Annotated in this window: 14 protein-coding genes; 2 read left to right on the top strand and 12 right to left on the bottom strand. The window is 72.6% G+C overall.

The genetic code is table 11. The features are described from left to right. Window positions 1–1006 precede the first annotated feature (1006 nt). Together ABD067_RS08535 and ABD067_RS08530 are read right to left on the bottom strand one after the other, a co-directional pair. Window positions 1007–2374, bottom strand: coding sequence for an ATP-binding protein (locus ABD067_RS08535; protein ID WP_343894813.1), 1368 nt, complete (start codon window positions 2372–2374; stop codon window positions 1007–1009). Next, entirely contained in the window at window positions 2371–3093 is a 723-nt protein-coding gene (locus ABD067_RS08530) for a response regulator (protein ID WP_343894811.1), read from the bottom strand. The genes ABD067_RS08535 and ABD067_RS08530 overlap by 4 nt, the downstream gene beginning before the upstream one ends. Before the next feature lie 202 nt (window positions 3094–3295). Here ABD067_RS08530 and ABD067_RS08525 point away from each other — a divergent pair, with 202 nt between their 5' ends. Then, the gene (locus ABD067_RS08525; protein ID WP_343894810.1) at window positions 3296–3982 is read left to right on the top strand and encodes a DNA-3-methyladenine glycosylase family protein; all 687 of its coding nucleotides are present in this window, start codon (window positions 3296–3298) and stop codon (window positions 3980–3982) included. Between the two features lie 76 nt (window positions 3983–4058). Here the strand turns inward: ABD067_RS08525 and ABD067_RS08520 are convergent, their stop codons facing one another. Beyond that, window positions 4059–4868: a PDZ domain-containing protein gene (locus tag ABD067_RS08520; RefSeq protein ID WP_343894809.1), complete on the bottom strand. Its 810-nt coding sequence runs from the start codon at window positions 4866–4868 to the stop codon at window positions 4059–4061. A 425-nt stretch (window positions 4869–5293) separates the two neighbouring features. Next, entirely contained in the window at window positions 5294–6739 is a 1446-nt protein-coding gene (gene hydA / locus ABD067_RS08515) for a dihydropyrimidinase (protein ID WP_343894808.1), read from the bottom strand. Between the two features lie 64 nt (window positions 6740–6803). Between hydA and ABD067_RS08510 the strand changes: the two genes are divergently transcribed. Further along, entirely contained in the window at window positions 6804–8057 is a 1254-nt protein-coding gene (locus tag ABD067_RS08510) for a glycosyltransferase (protein WP_343894807.1), read from the top strand. Between the two features lie 13 nt (window positions 8058–8070). Here the strand turns inward: ABD067_RS08510 and ABD067_RS08505 are convergent, their stop codons facing one another. From ABD067_RS08505 to ABD067_RS08470, 8 genes are all read right to left on the bottom strand, one after another. Next, complete coding sequence (locus tag ABD067_RS08505) at window positions 8071–9465, bottom strand: alpha,alpha-trehalose-phosphate synthase (UDP-forming) (protein ID WP_343894805.1); 1395 nt, start codon at window positions 9463–9465, stop codon at window positions 8071–8073. After that, window positions 9462–12269: a malto-oligosyltrehalose synthase gene (gene treY / locus ABD067_RS08500; protein WP_343894803.1), complete on the bottom strand. Its 2808-nt coding sequence runs from the start codon at window positions 12267–12269 to the stop codon at window positions 9462–9464. The genes ABD067_RS08505 and treY overlap by 4 nt, the downstream gene beginning before the upstream one ends. Window positions 12270–12273: 4 nt before the next feature. Continuing rightward, window positions 12274–14331, bottom strand: a complete 2058-nt coding sequence (gene malQ, locus ABD067_RS08495) for a 4-alpha-glucanotransferase (protein ID WP_343894802.1) — start codon at window positions 14329–14331, stop codon at window positions 12274–12276. A gap of 33 nt (window positions 14332–14364) precedes the next feature. Further along, complete coding sequence (gene treZ / locus ABD067_RS08490; protein WP_343894801.1) at window positions 14365–16170, bottom strand: malto-oligosyltrehalose trehalohydrolase; 1806 nt, start codon at window positions 16168–16170, stop codon at window positions 14365–14367. Further along, entirely contained in the window at window positions 16167–18272 is a 2106-nt protein-coding gene (gene glgX / locus ABD067_RS08485) for a glycogen debranching protein GlgX (protein ID WP_343894799.1), read from the bottom strand. The genes treZ and glgX overlap by 4 nt, the downstream gene beginning before the upstream one ends. A 1-nt stretch (window position 18273) precedes the next feature. Then, window positions 18274–20430, bottom strand: a complete 2157-nt coding sequence (gene glgB / locus ABD067_RS08480; RefSeq protein ID WP_343894798.1) for a 1,4-alpha-glucan branching protein GlgB — start codon at window positions 20428–20430, stop codon at window positions 18274–18276. Next, window positions 20430–23777: a maltose alpha-D-glucosyltransferase gene (gene treS / locus ABD067_RS08475; protein WP_343894797.1), complete on the bottom strand. Its 3348-nt coding sequence runs from the start codon at window positions 23775–23777 to the stop codon at window positions 20430–20432. The genes glgB and treS overlap by 1 nt, the downstream gene beginning before the upstream one ends. Continuing rightward, on the bottom strand, window positions 23777–25739 hold a 1963-nt coding region (locus tag ABD067_RS08470; RefSeq protein ID WP_343894796.1), incomplete at its 5' end, for an alpha-1,4-glucan--maltose-1-phosphate maltosyltransferase. The genes ABD067_RS08470 and treS, both read right to left, overlap by 1 nt.

Raw genomic sequence — 25739 nt, 5'->3', positions numbered from 1 at the left:
GAGAACTACACCAAGCACAACACAGCGCATCATTGGCGAACATTCCGCAAACACCAACTGCGTGCGTCCATGCGTGCTGCCCACATTGGGCTACTGGGATTACGCCGCGCTATTTCTTGAGCAACTTGGTCAACGCACTTGGCTAATTCAGTATCGTATTGGTCACTGTTGGGCCGCGCTGGCGGGCGGGTCTGGTTCTGCGCTACGGCCTGAGTTGCGACCAAGGCACAAAGCGTCAAGGCGGCCAGCATGGCTCGCATGGGTGAGTCTCTCCGAGAGAGGTTCAACATACTAAAGGTTTAAGTTAGACGCAAAAACAAACGCAAAAGTTGAGCGTGTATGCGTCCTGCACGCCATTAATCCTAGCGAGCCTTTGCCCTGACCCATCCGGCACCTGCTAGTAGCGCGGGCGGGGGCACGCTACCTGCACCCAGCCCGCTGGGGCCATGTGTCAGGGCGTTGGCTCGGCGGTGATCAGGCTTTTCCCTTCGACCCACCCCCTAAAACCGGATGGACCGCCGGCCTTGAATTCGAAACTAAAGTATAGGAATATAGTCTGTTCGACGGCTGGGGCGCGAGTGCGATGGTTGCTTGGTGTGGCTGCTCGAAAAACGGCGGTGGCGACGGCGGAAAGCTGAAGCTGAGTCCGGCTTCCCCGAACCACGAACGCGGCCATATCCCGGCTCGGCCCTGCCCCACGCATTCGTCCGAAAAGTGCAAAAGCCCTGGGAACGCCCCGGCAAACCGTGCAGGTTGCCGCCTCTCGCCCGGCTTCGCCCCACGCATATGTCCGAACGCGACAGGAGCCATCGCGCCAGCGCCAGCGAACCGCGGAAGTCGCGGCATCCCGCCCGGCGATGTCCGGCTCATTTGTCCGAAGGTGACAAAGGCCGCCACACGAGCCTCGACGAACTGCGCCGGTTGCCGCGTCCCGCCAAGCCCCGCCCCGCGCATTCGTCCGAAAACGATAAAGAGCGCCGCACCAGCCCGAGCCGGCTCGCCCCCGTCACGCCGGCAAGGTCGCCTCCGCCACCAGCCCGCCGCCCGCCAGGTTCCGCAGCACCACGTCGCCCCCGTGCGCCCGCAGGATGTTGCGCGCGATCGGCAGCCCCAGCCCGACGCCGCCCGTCTCCCGGTTCCGGCTCCCCTCCAGCCGCCGGAAGGGCTGGAACACCGCCTCCAGTTCCGCCGGCGGGATGCCCGGCCCGTCGTCCTCCACCACCAGCCGCAGCGGCCGCCCCTGCCCGTCCGGCGGTTGGAGCCGGAGCCGCGCCGTGCCGCCGTAGTTCAGCGCGTTGTTCACCAGGTTGGCGACCGCGCGCTTCAGCGCCACCGGCCGCGCCTGCGCCACCACCAACCGCTCCGGCCCGTCGTAGGAGACGCGCTCCGCCGCCTCCGGCCCCCGCGCGTCCGCCGCCTCGTCCAGCACGGTGCGGCAGAGCGCCGCGAGGTCGAGCGGCACCGCCGGCTCCGCCGCCGCCTCGTCGCGCGCGAAGGCGAGCGTCGCCGCGATCATCGCCTCCATCTCGTCGAGATCGGCCAGCATCCGCCGCCGCTGCTCCTCGTCCTCCATGAACTCGGCGCGAAGGCGCAAGCGGGTGATCGGCGTCCGCAGGTCGTGCCCGATCGCCGCCAGCATCTGCGTGCGGTCGCCCACGAAGCGCCGGATGCGCCCGGCCATGGTGTTGAAGGCCCGCGCGGCGGTGGCCACCTCCGCCGGCCCGTCCTCCGGCAAGGGCGGCGCGTTGACGTCGCGCCCCAGCCGCTCGGCGGCCTGCGCGAGGTCGCGCGCCGGCCGCGTCAGCCGCCGCACCGCCCAGAGCGTCACCCCGGCGGTGGTCGCCGTCATCACCAGGAAGGCGAGCAGGAAGGTTTCGGAATGCCAGGGCCGCGGCGGCGGCAGCCGCACCTTGAGGTTCAGCCAATGCGCGTCCGCCTGCCCGTCCGGCAGCCGCAGCGACATGGCGAATTCGAACGGCCCGCCGAGGCCCGCGACGCGCGCTTCCCGCGCCCGCATCCGCGGCGGCCCTCCGGAGGCGAGCCCCTCCAGCCGGAACAGCCGCATCGCTTCCACCGGCGGCGGCGGCATGCCCGGCCGGACCAGCGGTTCGTCGTCCAGGCTCGCGGACAGCCCTTGCGGCAGGTCGGCCTCAGCCACCGCAGCTTCCCGCCGCTCCGGCGGCGAGGTGAGCACCAAGCGCCACAGCCCGAACGCCCGCCCGGCGATCTCGCGCGACTGCGCGAAGCGTTGCAGGTCCACCCGGTCCAGCGCGTGGATCAGCAGCCCCGCGCCCTGCGCGAGCGTCAGCGCCAGCAGCAGCACCAGCGCGGTGCGCCCCGCGAGGCTCCGCGGCCAAAGGCGGAACGCCCTCAAGCGTCGCCGCCCCGCTCCACGTCCGCGGCCAGCACGTACCCCCCGCCGCGCACCGTCTTGATGAGGCTCGGGTTGCGCCCGTCGTCCTCCAGCTTGCGCCGGAGCCGCGACACCGCCACGTCGATCGCCCGGTCGAACGGCCCCGCCTGCCGCCCGCGCAAGAGGTCCATCAGCATGTCGCGCGTCAGCACCCGGTTCGGCCGCTCCACCAGCACCTGGAGCAGGTCGTACTCGCCCCCCGTGAGCGGCACCTCCGCGCCGTCCGGGTTGAGCAGCCGCCGCCGCGCCGGCTCCAGCACCCAGCCGGCGAAGCGGATCGCCTTGGCCGGCGGCTCCTTGGCCCCGGCCTCGCCCGAAGCCCGCCGCAGCACAGCGCGGATGCGCGCCAGCAGCTCGCGCGGATTGAAGGGCTTGCCCAAGTAGTCGTCGGCGCCGAGCTCCAGCCCGACGATGCGGTCCGTCTCCTCCGCCATCGCCGTCAGCATGACGATCGGCACCGCCTCCGCCCGCAGCCAGCGCGCGAGGTCGAGCCCCGACTCGCCCGGCAGCATCAGGTCGAGCACGACCAAGTGGTAGCGCCCGAGCAGCCACAGCCGCCGCGCCTCCTTGGCGTCACGCGCCGCGGTGACGCGCATCCCCTGGCGCTCCAGGAACTTGGAGAGGAGGTCGCGGATCTCGCGGTCGTCGTCCACGACCAGGATGTGCGGCTGCGGGTCCATGGCGCTTCCGATATAGCGCGCCGGCGGCGGCGAGAGGCGGGCGGAATGTTGCGCCGTGTTGCCGCCCCCGGCCGCCGTGACGTGCCGTTGCAATCCGTGACCCGAAAAGGGCTACGCCCGAGGGCCCGGACGCGCCAGCTTCGTGCGGGGCGCGCGGCGGACCCGTCCTCCTCCGGACGCCGGTGCGCTACAGGCGGCGGGGATGCCCACACCCTCCCCGGCCACCCCGCCGCCTCCCCCGCCCGCGTCGCCGCCGCTGCCGGCCTGGACGGTGTCCGGTTTGGCGGCCCTGGTGGCGTCGGACCCGCGCCTCGCCGCGATCCAAGTCGCGGCCGGCCCCCTGCCCTGGCGCGTGCGCCAGCCCGGCTTCCCCGGCCTGCTCCGCGCCATCTGCGGCCAACAGATCAGCAACCAGGCCGCCGCCGCCATCTGGCGCCGCTTGTCCGCCCTGCCCGGCGCCCTGGAACCGGCGGGCCTGCTGGCCCTGGACGACGCCGCGCTCTGCGGGATCGCGGGCCTGTCGCGGCCCAAGGCGGCGCACGCCCGCTCCCTCGCCCGCGCCTGCCTGGACGGCCGGCTCGACTTCGCGGCGTTGCGCGGCATGGAGGACGAAGCCGCGGTGGCCCACATCGCCGCGGTGCCCGGCCTCGGCCCTTGGACGGCGGCCATCCACCTGCTCTTCGCGGAGCAGCGCCCGGACGTGTTCCCGGCCGGCGACCTCGCCCTCGCCGCCTCCACCGCGCACCTCTTCGGGCTGCCCGCGCGCCCGCGCCCGCGCGAACTGGCGGAGATGGCGCTACCCTGGCGGCCGTGGCGCTCGCTCGCCGCGCGGCTGCTGTGGCACCATTGGCGCTCGATCACCGGCCGCCCCGCGGTCGAGGACGGTTGACCGCGGCGTCATCGCCGCCGGAGCCCGACACCAGCGCCACGCGCCGGCGTGCGCGCCGCGGAAAACGCCCGTCGGCTCAGAATCGGAGCGGCGCCAGCCGGTCACGGCCGTCGCGTCGCACCGTAGCGATCACCGTCCTGTTCGCCTCGACGGTGCCGAGCTTGTACCGCATGTCCTCGACGGTCGCGACCGGCGCCCCGTCGAGTGCGACGATGACGTCGCCGGGCCGGAGGTCGGCGGAGCTGCCCACGCCGCCCGGAAGCACATCGAGCACGACCAAGCCGCGCACGGCCCGCGGGTCTGGCGAGCCAGCCTCCGCCGGGAGGTGGTCCACCCGCACCAGCAGCTTGCGGCGGGCCTCGGCGTTGGACGCCGAGGCGGCAGCGGCGACGGGCCGGATCGCGCTCTCGGCCGCCAGGGTGTGGTACGGTCGCCGCGCACCCGGCGTCCGCGATGCGATATGCGGAAGTTCCTGAGCCCCCGCGCCGGCCGGCGAAGGATCGGGCCCGGCTGCGCCCATGGCGACGGTGGTCGAGGCGGGATAGGTCGAGGCGGCTCCCGATGCCATGTCCACCACCATCCCGACAACGCCGCCGAGGAGGATGTTGCCGAGGAACAGCGGTTGGAACCCGGCCGGTATGCGCCCTGAGGCGTTCTGGTAGCCGGGCTGCGAGCATTCAACCGCTATGTCGCGCATGGACTTGCTGACCTGCACGGTGCTCTGGGCCGGGCCGGCCATGCCCACGAGTTCGCCGCCGCGTTGGAGCCGGCACGACGCCCCCGGCGGTTCCGACGCGACCGAGAGGTTCTGCGTGGTGCCGGTGGTGATTGTCGCGCAGGCCGGCAGGCCGAGGGCGGCGGCGAGGAGTACCGAAGTTCGTTTCATCACGGGTTTCCATGCGGACGCCGGCGCGCACCGCCGATCCTATACGGAACGATACTATACAAGAACGTTATGTTGCAATCGCCCGGTTCCGGACGGCGGCCTCAAGTCGGCCGTGGAGGCTGCTGATGGTTGCGACCGTGGCCCGCGGCGTTCCGTCCCTCTTGGCAACCCCGATGCACCATTCGGCTTCAGCCAGCCGCTCGCCCGGGTGCGCATGCTGCGGGGTGCTCGACAGCGCCCTGCTCCTCGTGCATGGCGGACACGGGAAGCGAGGTCGGCGGAGCGCGCAGCCGGCAAGGCACCCGGTCAGAACGGCTTGCGCCGACGCTACCAGGGACGCCATCGGTGGCGAGCCGCACCGTTCGCCTCTGTCGCCCCTTCCCCGACGTACCGGCATCCCCGTCGGCTTCTGCGCCCGGCGCCGGTCACGCCCCTGCCGCGTCGAAGTTGTTCGGCAGCACGCCGCGCGGCTTGATGAAGTCGTAGGGCCCGCGCGGGAGGAAACGCCCGGTGCCGGGCTCCGCCTCCACGGCGCCGTCGCGCATCACCACCTCGCCCCGGCGGATCGTCGCCACCGGCCAGCCCGTGACCTCCATGCCCTCGTAGGGCGTGTAGTCGATGGCGTGGCGCATCAGCGCGTTGGTGAGCGTCACGCGCTTGTTCTGGTCCCACAGCGCGAGGTCGGCGTCGGCGCCCACCGCGATCGCGCCCTTGCGCGGCCCGAGGCCGTATAGCCGCGCCGGGTTGGTGGCGGACAGGCGGACGAACTGCTCCAGCGTGATCCGCCCCTTCGACACGCCCTCGCTGAACAGGATCGGCAGCCGGGCGGCGAGGCCGGGGATGCCGTTCGGGACGGCGGTGAAGGGCGCGTCGCGCCCCGCCCGCGCCTTGCCCGCGTCGCCGCCGTAGCTGAAGCCGCAGTGGTCGGAGGACACCACGTCGAGCACGCCGCGCCGGATCATGTCCCACACCCGCCCGTGCTCCTCCTCGTCGCGCGGCGCCGGGCTGCACATGAACTTCGCGCCCTCGAAGTCCGGGCGGTCCATGTCGGCGGCGGTGAGCGTGAGGTACTGCGGGCAGGTCTCGCCCCACACCTTCACCCCGCGCGCCTGCGCCCGAGCGATCTCCTCCGCTGCTTCTGCGCAAGAGACGTGGAACACCTGGATCGGCTGGTCCACCAGCTCCGCCAAAGCGATGGCGCGGTGCGTGGCCTCACGTTCGACGACCGGCGGGCGCGCCCAGGCGTGGTGTTTCGGCGCGGAAAGGCCGGCGCGGAGCAGCGCGTCGATCCGCCAGCCTATCGCCGAGTCGTTCTCGCAGTGGACGGCGACCAGGCAGCCGTGCCGCCGCGCCGTGGCCAGGACGCGCAGGTACTCGGCGTCATCGAGGCGCAGCGTGTCGTAGGTGAGGAACACCTTGAGGCTGCGCACACCGTCGGCGACGAGGCGCGGCACCTCGTCCTCCAGCACGGCGTCGGTCGGGTCGGTGATGATCTGGTGGAAGGCGTGGTCGAGCATCCCGCCCGCCCCGCGGCGGCGGTAGTCCTCGTAGCGCCCGAGGACGCCCTGCCCCTTCCACTGCGGCACGAAGCAGACGACGGAGGTGGTGCCCCCCGCGAAGGCCGAGCAGGAAGCGGAAACGAAGGTTTCCTCGTGGACGGTGCCGTCCGGCGCCGGTTCCTCGATGTGGCAATGCGCGTCCACGCCACCCGGCAGCACGAGCAGCCCGTCCGCCTCGACCACCCGCGCAGCGTCCGTCACGCGCTCGGCGAGCGCCACGATGCGCCCGTCCCGCACCCCGACGTCGCAGCGCGCCGCGCCGAAGGGGCCGGCCACCACGCCGCCGCGCACCGCCAAGTCGTACTCCGCCATAGCCGCCGCTCCCTCCCGATCCGCCCGATCATGCCGCCGCCGCCCGGAGGGGCAACACGGTCCCTTGCGGCGCGGCCGGGGCGACCGCACGGTCGCGCCGGAACGGCGGCAACCGGGGTGGGCTGGTTTGGGCTACGCGGCGGGCGCGATCCTGGCGCTCTGGATGGCGCTAGCAGCGGCCGCGGCGCTCGGCTGCGCGCTGTACCTGCGGCTGCTCCGCCGGCCGCAGCCGAGGCCGGCCGTCTCGCTGCCCGTGCTGGTGGCGGTGCCGGTCCGGGGCGAGGCCGGTCTGGACGGCTTCCTCGCCGCCCTGGCCGCCCAGGACTACCCGGCGTGGCGCGTCGTCTTCGCCGTGGAGAGCGCCGAAGACCCGTCCTTCGCCGCGTTGTCGCGCTTCGCCGCCGCGCACCCGGGGCTGGCCGGGCGCGTGGTCGTGTCGGGCGCGACGGGCGTGCGCGCGCAAAAGGTCCACAACCTCCTGGCCGCGCTGCCCGCCCTGCGCCCGGACGACGCCGCGCTGGTGACGCTCGACGCCGACACGCTCCCGCCGCCGGGCACGCTGACTGAGCTGCTCAGGCCGATCCTCACCGGGCAAGGCGACCTGTCGAGCGGTTACCGCTGGACCCTGCCGGCGTCGCCCGGGGCCGGGCCGCTGCTGCTGTCGCTGGCGGAGATGGGCGTCGCCACCCTGCCCCGCAGCGCCCGCCTGAACCTCTGCTGGGGCGGCGCAAACGCCATCGGCCGCCGCGCCCTGGACCGGCTCGACCTGCCGCGCCTTTGGGACCGCGCCGTGTCCGACGACCTGTCGGCGAGCCGTGCCGCGCACCGGACCGGCTTGGTGATCTACGCGCCGTTGACGGTGCGCCCGCCCTCGCCGACGGACCTGGGCGTGGCAGACGCGCTCCGCTTCGGCGCCCGGCAGCACCGGCTGATGCGCCTGCACTCGCCGTGGCGCTGGAGGCTCGCCGGCTTGGTGCTGGCGCTGCCGGTGGCCGGCGGGGCCGTGGCGCTGGCCGCGGCGGCGCAGGGCAGCCGCGCCGCCCTGGCCTGCTTGGCCGCGGCTTGGCTGCTGCAACGCGTGCGCGCCGCTCTGCGCCTCGCCATAGCCAAGCGCGTGCTACCGCCGAGCGAGGCGGCCAAGGCGGCGCTCACGCTGCGGCGCGGGCGTTGGTGGCAGCCGTTGGCGCATGTGCTGCACGCGGCCGCCTGGGCGGGCAGCGCGGCCGGCTGCCGGATGGACTGGGCGGGCCGGCGCTACCGGCTCACCACGCGGGGGGACGTGCGGACCGTCGCCGGCCTGCCCGAGGGAAGCCGGTGACGGCCGCCGCGCGTCAGGCTTCGCCCGCGACCGGCATCGCGGCGAGGTCGTCCGAGGACAGGCTGCGCAGGAACCGCTCGCCCCACCCCTCGGGCGAGGTGTCGGCGATGGCGTCCCACGCGGCGCGCCAGCGCGCACGGCGCTCCGCCAGCGGCATGTCGAGCGCCATCTGCAAGGCCTCCGCCACGCCTTCGGCGTCGTGCGGGTTCACCATCAAGGACGAGCCAAGTTGCGCCGCCGCGCCGGCGAAGCGGGACAGCACCAGGACGCCCGGGTCGGCCGGGTCCTGCGCCGCGACGTACTCCTTGGCGACGAGGTTCATGCCGTCGCGCAACGGCGTCACCACGCCGACGCGCGCCAAGCGCATGAAGCCCGCGAGGGTGTCGCGCGCCTGCGGCCGGGCCAGCAAGCGGAGCGGCAGCCAGTCCGGCTCGCCGAACTCGCTGTTGATGGAGCCGGCCGCGAGGTCGATCTCTTCGCGCAAGCGCCGGTAGGCGTCCACCTCCTCCCGCGACGGCGCCGCGATCTGGAGGAAGGCGACCCGCCGGCCCGGGCGGCGCGCGACCAAGCGCCGGAAGGCCTCAAGCCGCTCCGGTATGCCCTTGGTCGGGTCGAGCCGGTCCACGCCGAGCAGCAGCGCCTGCCCTTGGACGGACTTGGCCAACAGGCGCGAGGACTCCGACCGCGCCTGGAACTCCGCCGTGGCGGCGAACTCGCGCGGGGCGATCTCCGCCGGGAACACGCCGAGGCGCACCACCCGGCCGTCGCAAAGCATGGTGGAATCGCCGGTGCGGAGGGCGCCGCCGAAGCTGACGGCCGAAGACGCGAAGTTGTCGCGGTCGGCCGCGGTCTGGAAGCCGAGCATGTCGGCGGCCAGCACGTCCTGGACCAGTCCGCGGATGCCGGGCGCGACCGCCGCCGCGTCGGGCGAAGGGAACGGCACGTGCAGGTAGAAGCCGGTCGGGTTGCGGATGCCGCGGAGGCGGAGGCAGCCCGGCAGGCACATCAGGTGGTAGTCGTGGACCCAGATCCGGTCCTCGTCGCGCAGAAGGGGTGCGAGGTGCTCGGCGAAGCGCCGGTTCACCCGCCGGTAGGTTTCCAGGTCCTGCCGGCGGAACGCCATCAGGTGCGGCAGGTTGTGCAGCATCGGCCACAGCACGCCGTTGGAGTAGCCGCTGTAGTAGCCCCGGTGCTCGGCATCCGTGAGGTCTATGGTGGCGTAGCCGACGCGCCCGCGCTGGGCGAAGGCCGGGGCGTCCGCGCGCTCCGTCACCGCGCCGCTCCACCCGAACCAAAGGCCGCCGCGCCGCTCCATCAACCCGAGCAGCGCCACCGCCAAGCCGCCCGCCTTGCCGGCGTTGCCCGAGGGCAGCGGCACCCTGTTGGAGACGACGACGATCCGGCTCATCCCACCTCCAACAGCGCCACCGGCAAGCCGGCCAGGACCTCCTCCAGGCCCAGCCGGTCCCCGGAACCGGCGGGTGTCGTCCCGGTGAGCGCGTCGCGCCAGTCGCGTCCTTCAGCTACACGCGGCAAGATGAGTTCGGTTCCGCGCCAAAGCCCGGGCGGAACCTTGGGTACGCCCGAGTCGCCGAGAACGCCAGCGGAAAGCCGGGTCGCAACGGTCACGACCGCCTGCCCGCGGTGGATGCGGGCGAAGGCCAGGACGTTGCCGGCGAGCGGGCCCTCCACCGCGACGGGCTGGTACGCGCCTTCCGTGAACACATCCGGCTTCGCCGCCCGGAGCTGGAGGGCGCGGAACAGCACGGCTTGCTTCACGCGGCCGTCATGCCATTGGTCCAGCAGCTCTGCCGGGCCGAGGCCCGACTCCAAGGCTTCGCGCCGCGCCGCCCAGTCCACCGGGCGGCGGTTGTCGGGGTCAACCAGGCTGAAATCCCAGAACTCCGTGCCCTGGTAGAGGTCCGGCACGCCGGGCGACGCGCAGCGCAGGACGACCTGCGACAGGCTGTTCACCGCGCCGGCCGGCGCGATGCGGCGCGCGAAGGCCGCGATCTCGGCGCCAAGGTGGCTCGGGCGGTCGGGCGCCATCATGGCGAACAGGAAGTCGCGGCAGGCCGCCTCGTACTCGCCGTTCGGCACCGCCCATTCGGTGCGGCGCTTGGCTTCCCGCAGCGCCTTCTCCTGCCAGGCCGCGACCCGTTCGAGGAAGGCGTTGAGGTTCTCCCCGTCGTCCACGTCGAGGCCGAGCGGCCACGCGCCCACCAGGGTCTGGTACAGCATGAACTGCGCGCTCATGCCGGGCGCCGGCCCGTCGGAAAGGTCCTTCCGCAAGCTGGCGTTCAGCCGCGTCCAGCGGTTCACCGCCGCGGCCCATTCGTCCGGTATCTCGGACAGCACCGCCAAGCGCGCCCGCGTGTCCTCGCCGCGCTTGTGGTCGTGGGTGGCGGTGGCGAGCAGCGCGCGCGGGAAGTTCTTGGCCCGCGCCCGGGCGGTGGCGTGGAACCCCGCGGGCGTGACCGCGAAGCGGCCCGGGTCGGAGCCCACCTCGTTGCGGGAGATCAGGCGGCCGTAGCGGTAGAAGGCGGTGTCCTCCACGCTCTTGGCGGCCGTGGGCGCCGAAAGCTGCTGGAACCGCACCGCCGCGGCCAGGCGCTCGCGCCGGGTCGCGGGCGGCAGGGAACGCGGGGCTTCGCCGCCGAGCCAGGTGTCGAGCAGCTCGATCAGCGGCCGTTCGGTGGCGCGGACGGTGCGGCGGGCGCCGGCCAGCGCCCAGTCCAGGATGCGCTTGTCGTCGGCGCCGCGGCCGCCGGGCGTGATGTAGAGGCGGTACACCGGGAAGTGGACCAGCACCTCGGTCAGCGCCCGGCGCAGCGCGGTGAGGGTGAAGTCGCGGGTGGCGAGGTCGCGGTCGGCCACGCGCTTCAGCGCCGCCGCGGTGCCGTTCAGCTCGCTGGTGAGGTTCTCCCGCAGGATCTGCCGCCGCGCCTCGCGCGCCTCGTCCTCGAACACCGCCGAGCGGCCGGTGTTCTCGGTCCAGAGCGCGGAAAGCGGCGCCTCGCCGGCCGGGTCGTGCAGCACGCCGGCGACCTCGTCCATGAAGTCGTAGCCGGTGGTGCCGTCCACCATCCAGTCGGTGCGCAGCGCCTCGAAGGGCGCCAGGATCTTCTCCACCCAGATCAGCGGCGTCCGGTCGGGCCGCGCGGACTGCATGGAGCGGTGCAGCTTGCGGCAGTAGGCGCGCGGGTCGGCGAGCCCGTCCACGTGGTCGATACGCACCCCATCGACCACGCCCTCGCGGTAGAGGCGCAGCACCAGTTCGTGCGTCGCGTCGAAGGCCTCCGGCACCTCGACCCGCAGCCCGGCGAGCGAGGTGATGTCGAAGAAGCGGCGCCAGTTGATCTCGTCCGCCGCGGCCCGCCACCACGCCAAGCGGTAGTGCTGGCGCTCCAACAGGCGGTGCAGCCGGTCGCGGCCGTCGTCGGTCTTCGCGTCGAAGGCCGCGAGCGCCGATTCGATCTTCGCGCCGCCGCCCTCTCCCGAGGCCAGCGAACGCAGCGCAGCCGAAGCGCGCTCGGCGTCGGCGCGGGAAGCGGCGCGGTCGCGCTGGCGCAGCCCGATACGGCCGAACTCCTGCGCGAGCTGGGCGAAGCTCTCGTCACCAACGGCGGCCAGGATGTGGTGGTAGTGCTGCGGCGCGATCGGGAAGCGGTGCTCGTAGTACCAGGCCGCGAACTTGCCCGTCTCCGGCTCGTAGCGGAGTTGGAGGTCGCCGGAGGCCAGCACCTCGCCGTAGGGCGCGCCGAGGAAGGGCGCCAACATCCGGTTGGTCAGGCTGCGGTCCGGCGGCTCCCAGTCGATGTCGAAAAACGTCGCGTAGGGGCTCTGCCGGCCCCACTCCAGCACGTCCATCCACCACGCGTTGTCGGACCCGCCGACGCCCATGTGGTTCGGCACGATGTCGAGGATCAGGCCGACGCCGTTGCCGCGCAGCACTTCGTGCAAGCGGCGCAACGCCGGCTCGCCGCCCAGCTCCGGGTTGATCTGGCCGTGGTCCACTATGTCGTAGCCGTGGGTGGAGCCGGGCCGGGCCTTGAGGATGGGCGAGGCGTAGAGGTGGGTGATGCCGAGCCGCTTCAGGTAGGGCACCAGCGGCACGGCGTCGTCGAGGGTGAAGCCCGCGTGGAACTGCAGGCGCGCGGTGGCGAGGAGGGGCGGCGGCGCGGCGGCCGCGGGGGGGCTGTGCTCGGTCATGGGGTCAGGCGTCGCCGCCGTCGCGCGGGCGGGCGCGCGTCACGGTTTCGAGTCGGCGCGACACGCGCGGGTCGTCCAGCAGCGCGCCGGCCTCGCCGGGCAGGCGGCGGCGCCAATTGGGATGCCCCTCGACGGTGCCCGGAAGGTTCGGCTGCTCGGGCAAGCCAAGCACGTCTTCGAGGGGCAGGATCGCCAAGCGGCAGGAGGCGCGGGCGGTGTGCGTCAAGGCGGCGTCCACCACCGCGTCCGTCTCGTCCGGCCCCGGCGCGTCGGCACGCCCGTTGGGGGCCGCTCCGCTGGCGCGGAAGGCGGACCACAGCGCTTCGCGGTCGCGCCCGCGCCGGTGCCGCTCCTTCTCCGCGGCCTCGGCGGACGGGAAGAGCGACAGCTTCTCGCGCCATTCGATGTCGTGCCCGCGCCACCAGCCGACCACGGTGGGCAGGTCGTGCGTGGTGGTCATGGCCGCGGCCTCGCCCGACCAGGCGGACGGCGCCTTGAAGGAGCCGTCCTTCTCCTGCTCGAACCACAGCACGCGCATGCCGAGGATGCCGGCGCGCTCCATGCGGTCGTGGAAGCCTTCCGGCAGGGTGCCGAGGTCTTCGCCGATGACCACGGCGCGGTGCCGGTGCGATTCGAGGGCCAGCAGCCGCAAAAGGTCGTCCACCGGGTAGCGGAGATAGGCGCCGTCCGCGGCGCCCGCGCCCTTCGGCACCACCCAGAGGCGTTGCAGCCCCATGGCGTGGTCCACGCGCACGCCGCCGGCGTGGCGGAGGTTGGAGGTGAGCAGTTCGCGGAAAGCGCCGAAGCCCGCCGCGCGCATCGCCAATGGCGAAAAAGCCGTCAGGCCCCAATCCTGGCCGAGCGGCGAAAAGATGTCCGGCGGCGCACCGACGGACAGGTCGGGCAGGATCTCCGCCTGCCGCGACCACGCATGGCTGCCGCCTCCGTCGGTGCCGACCGCGAGGTCCGCTATCAGGCCGACCGGCATCCCCGCCTCGCGCGCGGCGCGCTGCGCGGCGCCGAGCGACGCGTCGGCCAGCCACTGGCAGAAGGCGTGGAAGGCCACCTCGCCGGCGTTCTCGCGGAAGAAGCGCGCCGCGCCGGGCGAGTCCGGGGTGCGCAGGTCTTCGGGCCAATCGCGCCAGTGCCAGCGCGGCGGGTCGGACGCGACCATGCGGGCGTGCAGCGCCTCGAACCGCGCGTGGTCCTCCAGGCGCGGCCCGGCGTCGTTGCGGAACGCCACGAACTCCGGGTGGTCGGCGGCCTTCTCGAACAGCGCGCGCAGCCGCGCCATCTTGCGCGCGGTCGCCGCCGGCCAGTCGATCAGCCCGTCCCGCGGTTCCGGCGCGTCCGGGGGCGGAAGGTGCGGCAGCCCCTTCACCATGCCGGGCGCCGCGTGCAGCACGTTGAGCGCGAGCCGGCTGGAGGGCGCGTAGGGGCCGTACTTGCCCGGGTCGGCGGCGAACAGCGCGTGCGCCGGGCTGATCGCCAGGGCCGACGCGCCGCGCTTGGCGGCGTCGCGCGCCAGGGCGGCGACGCCGCCGAAGTCGCCGATGCCGCAGTCGCCGGCGGTGCGGAGGGAGTAGATCTGGGCGGCGAGCGCCCAAGGCGCCGTGCCGCGGTGGCTGCCCGCGCCCGCGTCGTACAGGGAGAAGCAGCGCGGCGGCGCCGCGGCGACGGTGGCGTGCCCGCCGTCCACCGACAGGCGGTGGTAGCCCGGGCTGTCGAGCGCGGGCAGGCGCGCCTCGCCCGCCCACCCCATCTCCAGCTTGCCTTCGACGCGCCCGCCGTGCTCCAGGTCGAGCCGGAAGCGGTCGCCCGGCGTGGCGCCGGGCACGGCGCAGCCGTCCGGCCCGCAGGTGAGCGTCAGCAGAGGCGGCAGCGATTCCCCGAGCCGGCCGAGCAGCGTTTGCGCCGCGGAGCGCCCGGCGGGCAGACCCAGCGCCGCCAGCACGGCGCGCAGGGTATCGGGCGCGACCTGCCTGTCCTCGCCGTGGACGTCCCGCCACACCGTGGCGATGCCCGCCGCCTCCGCCAGCTCGCGCAGCTCAGCGTCCGTCATCCGACCCCTTCTCCAATGCGGCCCCCGCCCCGCCTAGGACGGAGGCGCGAGCAGCGCGACGCAGGCGTGCGCCGGCAAGGCGCCGGCGGCGAGCGACGCCGCAGCGCCGCCGGCGCTCTCAAACAGCGTTTCGCCGCCCAGGGCCTCGCATGACGCGGGCGAGGCGGCCAAGTTGCAGGCGATCGCGAGGCGCGAACCGTCGCCGAGGCGCCACCGCGCCAGCACCGCGCCCGGCCCGATCGCCTCGGCACCCGCTGAAGAGGCGCCGGGCAGCCGCGGCACGATGCGCTCGCGCCGCAGGGCCAGCAAGCGCCTGTGCAATTCGAGGACGGCCGCGTGCGGCGGGCGCTCCGCCTCGGCCGGGTCGGGGACCGAGTCGCGGAAGGTCCGCTCGGCGTTCGGGTCGGGGATGCGCTCGCGCTTCTCCGGGTCCTGGAAGGCGGCGAACTTGGCAAACTCCTTGCGCCTGCCGGCCGTAACGAGCGGCGCCAGTTCGGCGTTGTGGTCGGTGAAGAACAGGAACGGCGCCGTGGCACCCCACTCCTCGCCCATGAACAGCATGGGGATCTGCGGCGACAGCAGGAGCAGCGTGGTCGCGGCCCGCAACGCGTCCGGGCTCGCCAGTGCGGACAGCCGCTCGCCGAACGCCCGGTTGCCGACCTGGTCGTGGTTCTGGAGGAACAGCACGAAGGCCGTCGGCGGCAGGTGGCCCGAGGGCTCGCCGCGCGGGGCGCCGAGATGCGGCGAGACCTGGCCCTGGAACAGGAAGCCCTGCTCCAGCACCGTGGCGAGCTTGCGGGCGCCGTCGTCGCAGAAGTCCTCGTAGTAGCCCTCGCGCTCGCCCGTCAGCATCGGGTGCAGGATGTTGTGCCCGTCGTCGTTCCACTGCGCGTCGAACTGGCCGCCAGGGGGAGGAGAGCCGCGGAGGTGGCTCGCGCCGTTGCGCTCGTTCTCCAGCACGAGGTGGACATGGCGGTCCGTGATCTCGCGCCGGACCCGGGCGGCCAACGTGTCGAGCCAGTCGCGCTCGGCGATGGCGTGGACGGCGTCGAAGCGCAGCCCGTCGAAGCGGTACTCGTCCAGCCAGAACAGCGCGTTGTCCTCGAAGAAGTCGCGCACGGGCGCCTTCTTGAAGTCGATGGCGGCGCCCCAAGGGGTGTGGACGCCCTCGTCGAAGAAGGGCTTGGCGTAGGCGTGGAGATAGGCGCCGTCCGGCCCGAAGTGGTTGTAGACCACGTCGAGGAACACCATCAGCCCGAGGCCGTGCGCCGCGTCCACCAGCGCCTTCAGCTCGTCCGGCGTGCCGTAGGCGGCGTCGGGCGCGTAGGGCAGCACGCCGTCGTAGCCCCAGTTGCGCTTGCCCGGAAAGTCGTTGATCGGCATCAGCTCGACGGCGGTGATCCCGAGGTCGCGCAGCCGCGGCAGCGCGTGCTGCACGCCCTTGAAGCCGCCCATGGCGCCGGCGTGGACCTCGTACAGCACCGTCTCATGCCAAGGCCGCCCGCGCCAACCGACGTTGCGCCACTCGAAGGCCCGCGGGTCCACCACCACGGAGGGGTCGTGCACGTCGCCCGCTTGCAGGCGCGAGGCCGGGTCGGGCACGGCGAGGTCGGGCGAGACGCGGTACCGGTAGCGCGCCCCGGCGCCGACCGGCGCCTCGGCCTCGAACCAGCCGTCGCCCGCCGGGCGCATCTCCTCCGGCGGACGGCCTTCGATCTCCAGCTTGCAGGCGCCGGCGCTGTCCGGCGCCCAGACGCGGAAACGGGTGCGCGAACCGTCTGGCAAGAGCGTCGCGCCCCAGCGCGTCTCGCGGGCGAAACGGCCCACGGCGTCGCTCATGCCGGCGGCAGCTTCGCGGCGAGCAGGACCACGGACCGTGGCCCCACCGGAACGGCTTCGTCTTGCACAGGATGCTCCTCGCGGTCGGGGTGCGCGCTGTCGAGAACAAGCGTCCAAGCCAGCGCTGGTTCCGGCAACGCGAAGGCGTGTCCGGCGCCGTCGGCGTTGAGCAGCAGCAGCGTGGCGTCCGCGCCGCCGTCCGCCGTCGCCAGCGCCCGCCGGAGCGCGAGCGTGCGCTCCTCTGGCTCGTTCCAAGAGCCATCCGTCATGGGGGCGCCGTGCCGGTCGAACCAAGCGATGTCGGCGAGGCCCGGCCGCAGCTCCGCGCCGCCGTGCAGGTACACCGGGGGCCGCAGGGGCGGCAGGCGCCTGCGGAGCGCGATAGCGCGCGAGACGAAGCGGCGCAGCGACTCAGCCTCCGGCGTCCGCGCACGGGCCCAGTCCACCCAGCTCGTATCGTTGTCCTGGCAGTAGGCGTTGTTGTTGCCGGTCTGCGTCCGGCACATCTCGTCACCGGCCAGGACCATAGGCGTGCCCGCCGAGGCCAGCACGGTCGCCAGCATCGCCCGCTTCAGGCCGGCGCGGGTGGCGGCGATGGCGGGGTCGCGCGTCTCCCCCTCCTCCCCCCAGTTGCTCGTGTAGTTCTCGCCGTGGCCGTCGCGGTTGTCCTCGCCGTTGGCCTCGTTGTGCTTCTCCTCGTAGGTGACGGCGTCGTGCAGCGTGAAGCCGTCGTGCGAGGCCACGTAGTTGACGCTGGCCCAAGGCCGGCGGCGGCGCCGGTCGAACAGCTCCGCCGAGCCCGTCAGCCGCGCCGCCAGCTCCGCCCGGACGCCCGGGTCGCCGCGCCAGAAGCGCCGCACCGCGTCGCGGTACTTGTCGTTCCATTCGGCGAAGCCGGGCGGGTGGTTGCCGACCTGGTAGCCGCCGGGGCCGAGGTCCCAGGGCTCGCTGATCAGCTTCACGCGCGAGAGCACCGGGTCCTGCCGCACCGCGTCGAAAAAGCCCGAGCCCGGGTCGAAGCCCGTGCCCTCGCGGCCAAGGATGGTGCCGAGATCGAAGCGGAAGCCGTCGACGTGGTACTCGTTCACCCAGTACCGCAGGCTGTCCATGACCATCTGCAGGACGCGCGGGTGCGAGGTGTTGACCGTGTTGCCGCACCCGGTGTCGTTGATGTGGACGCGTTCGTCGCCCGGCATCAGCCGGTAGTAGGAGGCGTTGTCGAGGCCGCGCCAGGAGAGCGTCGGCCCGGTCTCCCCGCCCTCGCAGGTGTGGTTGTAGACCACGTCGAGCAGCACCTCGATGCCGGCCGCGTGCAGCCGGCGCACCGCGACCTTAAGCTCGTTCCGCATCCACGGCTCGATCAAGTAGCGCGGCTCGGGCGCGAAGAAGGCGAGGGTCGAGTAGCCCCAGTAGTTCCGCAGCCCCTTCTCCACCAAGAAGCGGTCCTGCGCGAAGGCCTGCACCGGCAGGAGCTCGATGGCGGTGACGCCAAGGCCGTGCAGATGGTCCACCAGCCGCGGGTCGGCCAGCGCCGCGAAGGTGCCGCGCTCCCGCTGCGGCAAGTCGTTGCGGCGCATGGTCAGGCCGCGGACGTGCGCCTCGTAGATCACCGTCCGGTCCCAGGGCACGTTGGGCAGCCGGTCGTCGCCCCAGTTGAAGCTGTCGTCCGCGACCACACCCTTCGGCATGGCCGGCGCGCTGTCCCGGCGGTCGAAGGAGAGGTCGGCGCGGCCGGCGCCGACGCGGTAGCCGAACAGCGCGTCCGACCAGCGAATCTCGCCGAAGAGCTGGCGGGCGTAGGGGTCGAGCAGCAGCTTGTGCGGGTTGAAGCGGTGCCCGTGCCGCGGCTCGTAAGGGCCGTAGGCGCGGTAACCGTAGAGGAGCCCCGGCCGCGCTTCTGGCAGGTAGCCGTGCCACACCTCGTCCGTGCATTCGGGCAGCGGCAGCCGCGCCACCTCCCGCCGCCCCGCGGGGTCGAACAGGCAGAGGTCTATCCGCTCCGCGTTGGCGGAGAAGACGGCGAAGTTGACGCCCAAGCCATCCCAGTTCGCCCCCAACGGGTCTGGCCTGCCGGGCAGCAGCCGGTCCGGGAGGGGCGGCATCTCAGCCTTGCGGGGTGAGGATGAGCGTCGCCAGCGGCGGCAGGGTGAGGAGCAGCGAGTCGGCGAAGCCGTGGCTGGCCACGGGCTGCGAGGCGACGTGGCCGCCGTTGCCCTTGTTGCTGCCGCCGTAGCTCTCGGCGTCCGTGTTCAGCGCCTCGCGCCAGGTGCCGCCCGAGGGCACGCCGACGCGGTAGTCCTCGCGCGGGACGGGGGTGAGGTTGCACACCACCAGCACCGGCCCGTCGCCTTCCGCGCCCTGCCGGAGCCAGGCGAACACGCTCTGGTCGCGGTCGCCACCGACCACCCAGCGGAATCCCTCGGGCGAGGCGTCCAGGCGGTGCAATGCCGGCGTGTCGCGGTAGACCGCGTTGAGGTCGCGCACCAAGCGCTGCACCCCGCGGTGCCGCGGGTCGTCGAGCAGGCCCCAGGGCAGCGCCGCGTCGTGGTCCCACTCCGTCGGCTGGGCCAGCTCGCTCCCCATGAAGAGGAGCTTCTTGCCCGGGTGCGTCCACATGAAGCCGAGGTAGGCGCGCAGGTTGGCGAACTGCTGCCACGGGTCGCCCGGCATCTTACGCAGGAGCGAACCCTTGCCGTACACGACCTCGTCGTGGCTGATCGGCAGCACGAACTTCTCGCTCCACGCGTAGACCAGCCCGAAGGTCATCTGGTCGTGGTGGTAGCGGCGGTTGACCGGGTCCTCCTGCATGTAGTGGAGCGTGTCGTGCATCCACCCCATGTTCCACTTGTACTGGAAGCCCAGTCCGCCCTCGTGCGTCGGCCGCGTCACGCCGGGCCAAGCGGTGCTCTCCTCGGCGATCACCACCGCGCCCGGGCAGCGCTCCTGCACCACCGCGTTCAGCTCCTGGAGGAACTGCACGGCCTCCAGGTTCTCGCGCCCGCCGTACTTGTTGGGTATCCACTCGCCGGCCTTGCGGGAGTAGTCGCGGTAGAGCATGGACGCCACCGCGTCCACGCGCAGCCCGTCCACGTGGAAGCGCTCCAGCCAGTGCAGCGCGCTGGCGAGCAGGAAGCCGCGCACCTCGTTGCGGCCGAAGTTGTAGATCGCGCTGTTCCACTCGGGATGGAAGCCCTCGCGGTCGTCGGCGTGCTCGTAGAGCGCCGTGCCGTCGAAGCGGTACATCCCGTGCGCGTCGGTCGGGAAGTGCGCCGGCACCCAATCCAGGATCACGCCGATGCCCGCCGCGTGCGCGCGGTCCACGAATCGCGCGAAGCCGCCCGGCGTGCCGAAGCGCGCGCTCGGCGCGAACATGCCTAGCGGCTGGTAGCCCCACGAGCCGCCGAACGGGTGCTCCATCACCGGCAGGAATTCCAGGTGCGTGAAGCCCATGCCACGCACGTAGGGGATCAGCCGGTCGCCCAGCAGGTCCCAGTCGGGCGGGGTGCCGTCCGCCTTGTGCCACCAGGACCCGGGGTGCACCTCGTAGACGGAGATCGGCGCGCCGGCCTCCTGTCGCGCCGCGCGGCCTGACATCCACGCTTCGTCGGTCCAATCGAAGGGCGCGGCGGAAGCGACGCGGGAGGCCGTCGCCGGCGGCATCTCCGTTTGCCGGGCCACCGGGTCGGCCTTCGGCGGCAGCACGGACCAGTCCGGCCCGCACAGCTCGTACTTGTAAAGGGCGCCGACGCGCAGGCGCGGGATGAACAGCTCCCACACGCCCGCTTCGGCGCGCAGCCGCATCGGGTGCCGGCGGCCGTCCCAGTTGTTGAAGTCGCCGATCACCGAGACGCGCCGCGCGTTGGGCGCCCAGACGGCGAAGCGCACGCCGGCCACGCCGTCCACCGTCATCGGCTGCGCGCCGAGCGCGTGGCCCATCTCGAAATGCCGGCCCTCGGCCAGCAAGTGGATGTCCACCGGGCCGAGCAGGAGGCCGAAGCCGTAGGGGTCCTCCGTTTCCTGAGCCGCGCCGGGCCAGTCGATCCGCAGCACGTAGGGCCGCTGGTCGGGGACGCGGCCGGCGAAGACGCCGGCGGGGTGCACCTGTTCGAGCCGCGCGATCTCCCGCCCGTCGGCGCGCGAGAGCAACGCCACGCCCCGGGCGCCGGGCTGGAAGCTCCGCACGATGTCGCCGTGCCGCCCGAGCACGGCGAACGGGTCGCCGTGGCGACCCGCGGCGAGGGCGTCGAGGTCCGCGTCCATCAGGCCGTGACCCGCTCCGCCAGCGCCGCAAGGCCGCGCAGCGGCAGGCCGATCCAGGTCGGCCGGTTTGCGGCCTCGTAGCGCACCTCGTAGGCCGCCTTCTCGATGAGGAACAGGTCGAGCAGCGCCGCCTCGCCCCCTTCCGGCACCCACTTGTCCGGCGCTTCCGCGGCGGCGGCGCGGTAGGCCCGCAGGAAAGCGCCCTCCGCCTCCGCCTGCCAACGCTCCAGCAGCGCGATGCGGCGGTCGGTCGGCGCGGCGGTGGCCGTCGCCGAATGCTCGCTCGCGGCGGCGACGGAAGCCGCGTAGTCGAAGGAGCGCAGCAACCCGGCGACGTCGCGCAGCGGGCTGCCCTTGGCGCGCCGCTCCTCCAGGCTCCGGGCCGGTTCGCCTTCGAAGTCCACGATCACCGCGTCGCCCTGCACCACCAGCACCTGCCCGAGATGGAAATCGCCGTGGACGCGGGTCTTGAGCGCGCCGGCCGCGGCTTCGGCCAAGCGCGACACGGCGCCGCGCAGCGCGTCTGCCCGCGCGAGCAGCCCCTCCGCGACGGCCTTTTCCGCTTCGGGGAGGTCCTTGGCGCGGCGCAGGAGGTCGAGCGCCGGGTCGAGCTGTGCCATGGCGCCCGCCGCCCAGCCGCCGCGGTCGGCCTCCGTCGCCGGCTCCGGCGCGAAGGCCGGGTCGTCGCCCGGCCGGGACAGCACCGCGTGCAGCTCGCCCAGGCGACGGCCGATCGCCGCGGAGAAGCTGGTGTAGCCGGCGAAGGGCTCCTCCGCGTCCGCGGCGTTGTCGGTGAGCGCCATTTCGTCGATGGTCCGGCGGAGCCAGTCCTGCGTCCAACCCCAAGCGTCGCCCTGGTTGCGGATGAAGCCCTGCGCCAGCATCACCGTGTGCGGCGTGCCGTCGGCGGCGACCCGCACCACCTCGCCCAGCAGCGGCGCCGCGTTGCCGTAGCCCGCGGCCGTGAGGTGGCGCGTCATCTCCGCTTCCGGGTGGATGCCGGGGCTGATCTTGCGGATGATCTTCAGCACCACCGCGTCGCCCAGGATCATGGACGAGTTCGACTGCTCCGCGGAAAGCCGCCGGATGCCCATGGGGGACGGCAACGAGACGGAGGCGAGGTCCGGGCCCGGAATGAAGCGCAGCTCGCCATCGTCCGTGGGGAGCGAAAGGCCCTCCCTCAACGCCGTCATCACCGCCTCGGGCGTGCGGTCGTCCGCGAAAGCGTCCGTCAGGTAGCCGACCCGTCGGCCTTGCCTGAGGCGCGACAGCGCGAGCTGGGCCGCGAGCGGCCCTATGTCGCCCTTCTCTTCCACGCCCGCAAGCGGCAAGGCGTAGCGCTCGGTGCGGTCCGGGAGCCTGACCTCGACCTCCGTCATGACCACGGCGCCGTTGGCGCCAGGCAGCGCGGCCGTGCCGGTGATGCGGACGCCGAGCAGCCGCTCGCCCTTGGACGCGAACCAGCGGCGCTTGGCCAGGTACTCCGGCAGGACGCCGCGCTCCAGCTCCGCGCGCACCTCCGGGGCGAGCAGCTCCTTGACGCCCGCGCCCATCACCAGCGTGCGGAGGTCGGGCAGCGGCTCAGGCGAGGGTATGTGCCAATTCGGCATGGCGCGCTCTCCGGCCAGCATGAACCAATAAAAGCCGTAAGGCGGCAGGGTGAGCAGGTACGAGAGCTGCCCGACGGGCGGGAAGCTCGTGCCGCCCAGCATCTCGAACGGCACCTTCCCCGCGTGCGCCGACAGGTCCAGCTCCACCGCCTGCGCGGCGCGGGACAGGTTGAACACGCAGAGCACCGTGTCGTCCTCGTGCTCGCGCAGGTATGCCAGCACCTTGCGGTTCGCGGGGTAGAGCAGGTTCATCTGCCCGCGCCCGAACGCCCGCGTCCGCCGACGCACCGCCAGCATCCGCCGCATCCAGTTGAGCAGCGAGTTCGGGCTGCGCGCCTGCGCCTCCACGTTGACCGCCTGGAAGCCGTCCAGCGGGTCCTGGATCGGCGGCAGCACCAGCCGCGCCGGGTCGGCCTTGGAGAAGCCGCCGTTGCGGTCCGGCGACCACTGCATCGGCGTCCGCACCCCGTCGCGGTCGCCCAGGAAGATGTTGTCGCCCATGCCGATCTCGTCGCCGTAGTAGATCACCGGCGTACCCGGCATGGAGAGCACCAAGCCGTTCATCAGCTCAATGCGCCTCCGGTCGCGCTCCAGCAGCGGCGACAGGCGGCGGCGAATGCCGAGGTTGATCCGCGCGCGGCGGTCGGCGGCGTAGGTGGACCAGAGGTAGTCGCGCTCCTGGTCCGTCACCATCTCCAGCGTAAGTTCGTCGTGGTTCCGCAGGAACACCGCCCACTGGCACCCGTCCGGGATGTCGGGCGTTTGCCGCAAGATGTCGGTGATCGGGAAGCGGTCCTCCTGCGCAATCGCCATGTACATGCGCGGCATGAGCGGAAAGTGGAACGCCATGTGGCATTCGTCGCCCTGCCCGAAATACTGCTGCGTGTCCTCCGGCCACTGGTTGGCCTCGGCCAGCAGCATCCGCCCCTTGTAGCCCGCGTCCAGCTTGGCGCGGATCAGCTTCAGAACCTCGTGCGTCTCGGGGAGGTTTTCGTTGTTCGTGCCCTCGCGCTCCACGAGGTAGGGCACGGCGTCGAGCCTGAGCCCATCCACGCCGATGTCCAGCCAGAAGCGCATCACGTTCAGCACTTCCGACAGCACGCGCGGGTTGTCGAAGTTGAGGTCCGGCTGGTGGCTGTAGAAGCGGTGCCAGAAGTACGCCTTCGCCACCGGGTCCCAGGTCCAGTTGGACTTCTCGGTGTCGATGAAGATGATGCGCGTTTCGGGGTACTTGTGGTCGTTGTCCGACCAGACGTAGTAGTTGTGGTGCGACGACCCCGGCCGGGCGGTGCGCGCCCGCTGGAACCAGGGGTGCTGGTCGCTCGTGTGGTTGATGACCAGCTCGGTGATCACGCGCAGGCCGCGCGCGTGCGCCTCGCGGACAAAGCGCCGTGCGTCCTGCAAGGTGCCGTAGTCGGGGTGGACGCCGCGGTACTCCGCGATGTCGTAGCCGTCGTCCTTGCGCGGGCTCGGGTAGAAAGGCAGCAGCCAAAGCGTGTCCACGCCAAGCTCGGCGATGTAGTCGAGCTTCTGCAACAGGCCGGCGAAGTCGCCGACGCCGTCGTCGTTGGAATCGAAGAAGCTCTTGACGTGGAGTTGGTAGATGACCGCGTCGCGGTACCACTGCGGGTCGTCGCCCAGCTTGGCGGCGGCGGGCAAGGCGGCCGCCCGCGCCCCCGCCAACCCTTCCGGCGCCCTCGCCTGCTGCCCGGGAGCCGCGAACCTGTCCCGCGCCATCAAGCGCCCTCCGCCGGCCGCACCCGCCAGATGCCGAACGGCAGCCCGTAGGGTTCGAGGCGGATGCGCTGGACCTTGCCGTGCCACACAAAGCGGTGGCCGCGCATCAAGTCCTCCGCCTCCAGCGCCGCGCCGTCCGGCAGGCCCCACTCCCACAACGGCAGTTCCACCGTCGCTTCCTGGACGTTGTGCGGGTCGAGGCTGACGGCGCACAGCACCACGTTGGAGCGGTCCGGCGTGGATTTGCGGTACCAGAGCACCTGGTCGTTGAAGGCGTTGTGGAAGGCGAGGCCCATGTGCGTCTGCAACGCGGGATTGGCCTTCCGGATCGCGTTCAACCGCGCGATCTCGTCCACGATGTCGCCGTCCGAGCGGTCGGGCCACACGCGGATCTCGTACTTCTCGCTGTCCAGGTACTCTTCCCGGCCCGGCAGCGCCCGCGCTTCGCAGTGCTCGAAGCCCTGGTACATGCCCCACAGGCCCGACAGCGTGGTGGCCAGCGCCGCGCGCGTGAGGAAGCCGGAGCGGCCGGAGGTCTGGAGGTAGTACGGATTGATGTCCGGCGTGTTGACGAAGAAATGCGGCCGGTAGAAGTCCTTCATCGCCGTGGTGGTCAGCTCCGTCAGGTACTCCATGATCTCGGCCTTGTGGTTCCGCCATGTGAAATAGGTGTAGGACTGCGAGAAGCCGATCTTTCCGAGGCGGGCCATCACCTTGGGCCGCGTGAAGGCTTCGGCGAGGAAGGCCGCGTCTGGGTGGCGGCTCCGGATGTCGGCGATCATCCACTCCCAGAACGGGAACGGCTTGGTGTGCGGGTTGTCCACGCGGAACAGCCGCACGCCCTGGTCGCACCAGAACTGCACCACGTCGCGCAGCGCCAGCCACAAGGAGGGGATCGCGCCCTCCTTGTAGAAATCGACGTTGACGATGTCCTGGTACTTCTTCGGCGGGTTCTCGGCGTAGCGGAGCGAGCCGTCCGGCCGCCAATCGAACCAATCCTTGTGCTCCTTGAGCCAAGGGTGGTCGGGGCTGCACTGGATGGCGAAGTCGAGCGCCAGCTCCAGCCCGTGCGCCTCCGCCGCCTCGCGCAGCGCCCGGAAGTCCTCCAAGGTGCCGAGCTGCGAGTGGATGGCGTCGTGCCCGCCTTCGGGGCTGCCGATGGCGTAGGGGCTGCCGGGGTCGTCCGGCCCCGGCGTCAGGGTGTTGTTGCGCCCCTTGCGGAAGGCGGTGCCGATCGGGTGGATCGGCGGGAAGTACAGCACGTCGAAGCCCATCGCGCGGATGCGCGGCAGCTTGGCGATGACGTCGCGGAACGTGCCGTGGCGGTTCGGATCGCCGCTCTGGCTGCGCGGGAACAGCTCGTACCATGAGGCGAAGCGCGCCCCGATCCGCTCCGCTTCCACCGGCATCTCGGCGCTGCGCGACCGGAAGGGCCGGTCGTCGGCCGCCGCCATCAGCGCGGCGGTCCCGGGCGCCGTCAGCAACGCCAAGCGCTCGGCGTCCGCGGCGCCCTTGAGCCGCGACGCCACGGCGGCCAACTCGCCCCCGGCCCGCTCAGCCGCCTCCGCGACCAGCAGCCGCCCCTCCTCCAGTTCCAGCGAGATCGGCACGCCCGCCGCGTGCTTCTTGGTGACCTCGTCGAGGAAAGTGGCGAAGGCGTCGCGCCAAGCCTCCACGACGAAGACGTGCCGCCCAGTCCGCAGCAGCGGGAAGGACGCGGCCCAGCGGTCGTTGCCGAGCGGCTCCAGCCGCGTTTCCCGCCAACCCTCCTCGTCCGCGGCGCGCCAGAGCAGCGCCGCGCCGAGCTTGTCGTGGCCGTCGCAAACCAGGTCCGCCGACACCTCGACGACCTCCCCGACCACGCGCTTCACAGCGAACCGCCCGCCGTCCACCGCCGGCTCCACGGCCTCGATGCCGATGCGCGGCGCGCGCGCGGCCAGGGCGGCCGGCCCCCCCGCGCCG

Source organism: Craurococcus roseus (assembly GCF_039523795.1).
Taxonomy (GTDB): Bacteria; Pseudomonadota; Alphaproteobacteria; order Acetobacterales; family Acetobacteraceae; genus Craurococcus; species Craurococcus roseus.
The sequence above is the reverse complement of the archived record's forward strand: the minus strand, read 5'-3'. Positions and strand labels throughout refer to the sequence as shown.

Excerpts from the sequence above, each read along its gene's own strand:
- ABD067_RS08530 (WP_343894811.1), bottom strand. The coding sequence starts at position 3,093 with ATGGACCCGCAGCCGCACATCCTGGTCGTGGACGACGACCGCGAGATC.
- ABD067_RS08525 (WP_343894810.1), top strand. The coding sequence starts at position 3,296 with ATGCCCACACCCTCCCCGGCCACCCCGCCGCCTCCCCCGCCCGCGTCG.
- ABD067_RS08520 (WP_343894809.1), bottom strand. The coding sequence starts at position 4,868 with ATGAAACGAACTTCGGTACTCCTCGCCGCCGCCCTCGGCCTGCCGGCC.
- hydA (WP_343894808.1), bottom strand. The coding sequence starts at position 6,739 with ATGGCGGAGTACGACTTGGCGGTGCGCGGCGGCGTGGTGGCCGGCCCC.
- ABD067_RS08505 (WP_343894805.1), bottom strand. The coding sequence starts at position 9,465 with ATGAGCCGGATCGTCGTCGTCTCCAACAGGGTGCCGCTGCCCTCGGGC.
- treY (WP_343894803.1), bottom strand. The coding sequence starts at position 12,269 with ATGACCGAGCACAGCCCCCCCGCGGCCGCCGCGCCGCCGCCCCTCCTC.
- malQ (WP_343894802.1), bottom strand. The coding sequence starts at position 14,331 with ATGACGGACGCTGAGCTGCGCGAGCTGGCGGAGGCGGCGGGCATCGCC.
- treZ (WP_343894801.1), bottom strand. The coding sequence starts at position 16,170 with ATGAGCGACGCCGTGGGCCGTTTCGCCCGCGAGACGCGCTGGGGCGCG.
- glgX (WP_343894799.1), bottom strand. The coding sequence starts at position 18,272 with ATGCCGCCCCTCCCGGACCGGCTGCTGCCCGGCAGGCCAGACCCGTTG.
- glgB (WP_343894798.1), bottom strand. The coding sequence starts at position 20,430 with ATGGACGCGGACCTCGACGCCCTCGCCGCGGGTCGCCACGGCGACCCG.
- treS (WP_343894797.1), bottom strand. The coding sequence starts at position 23,777 with ATGGCGCGGGACAGGTTCGCGGCTCCCGGGCAGCAGGCGAGGGCGCCG.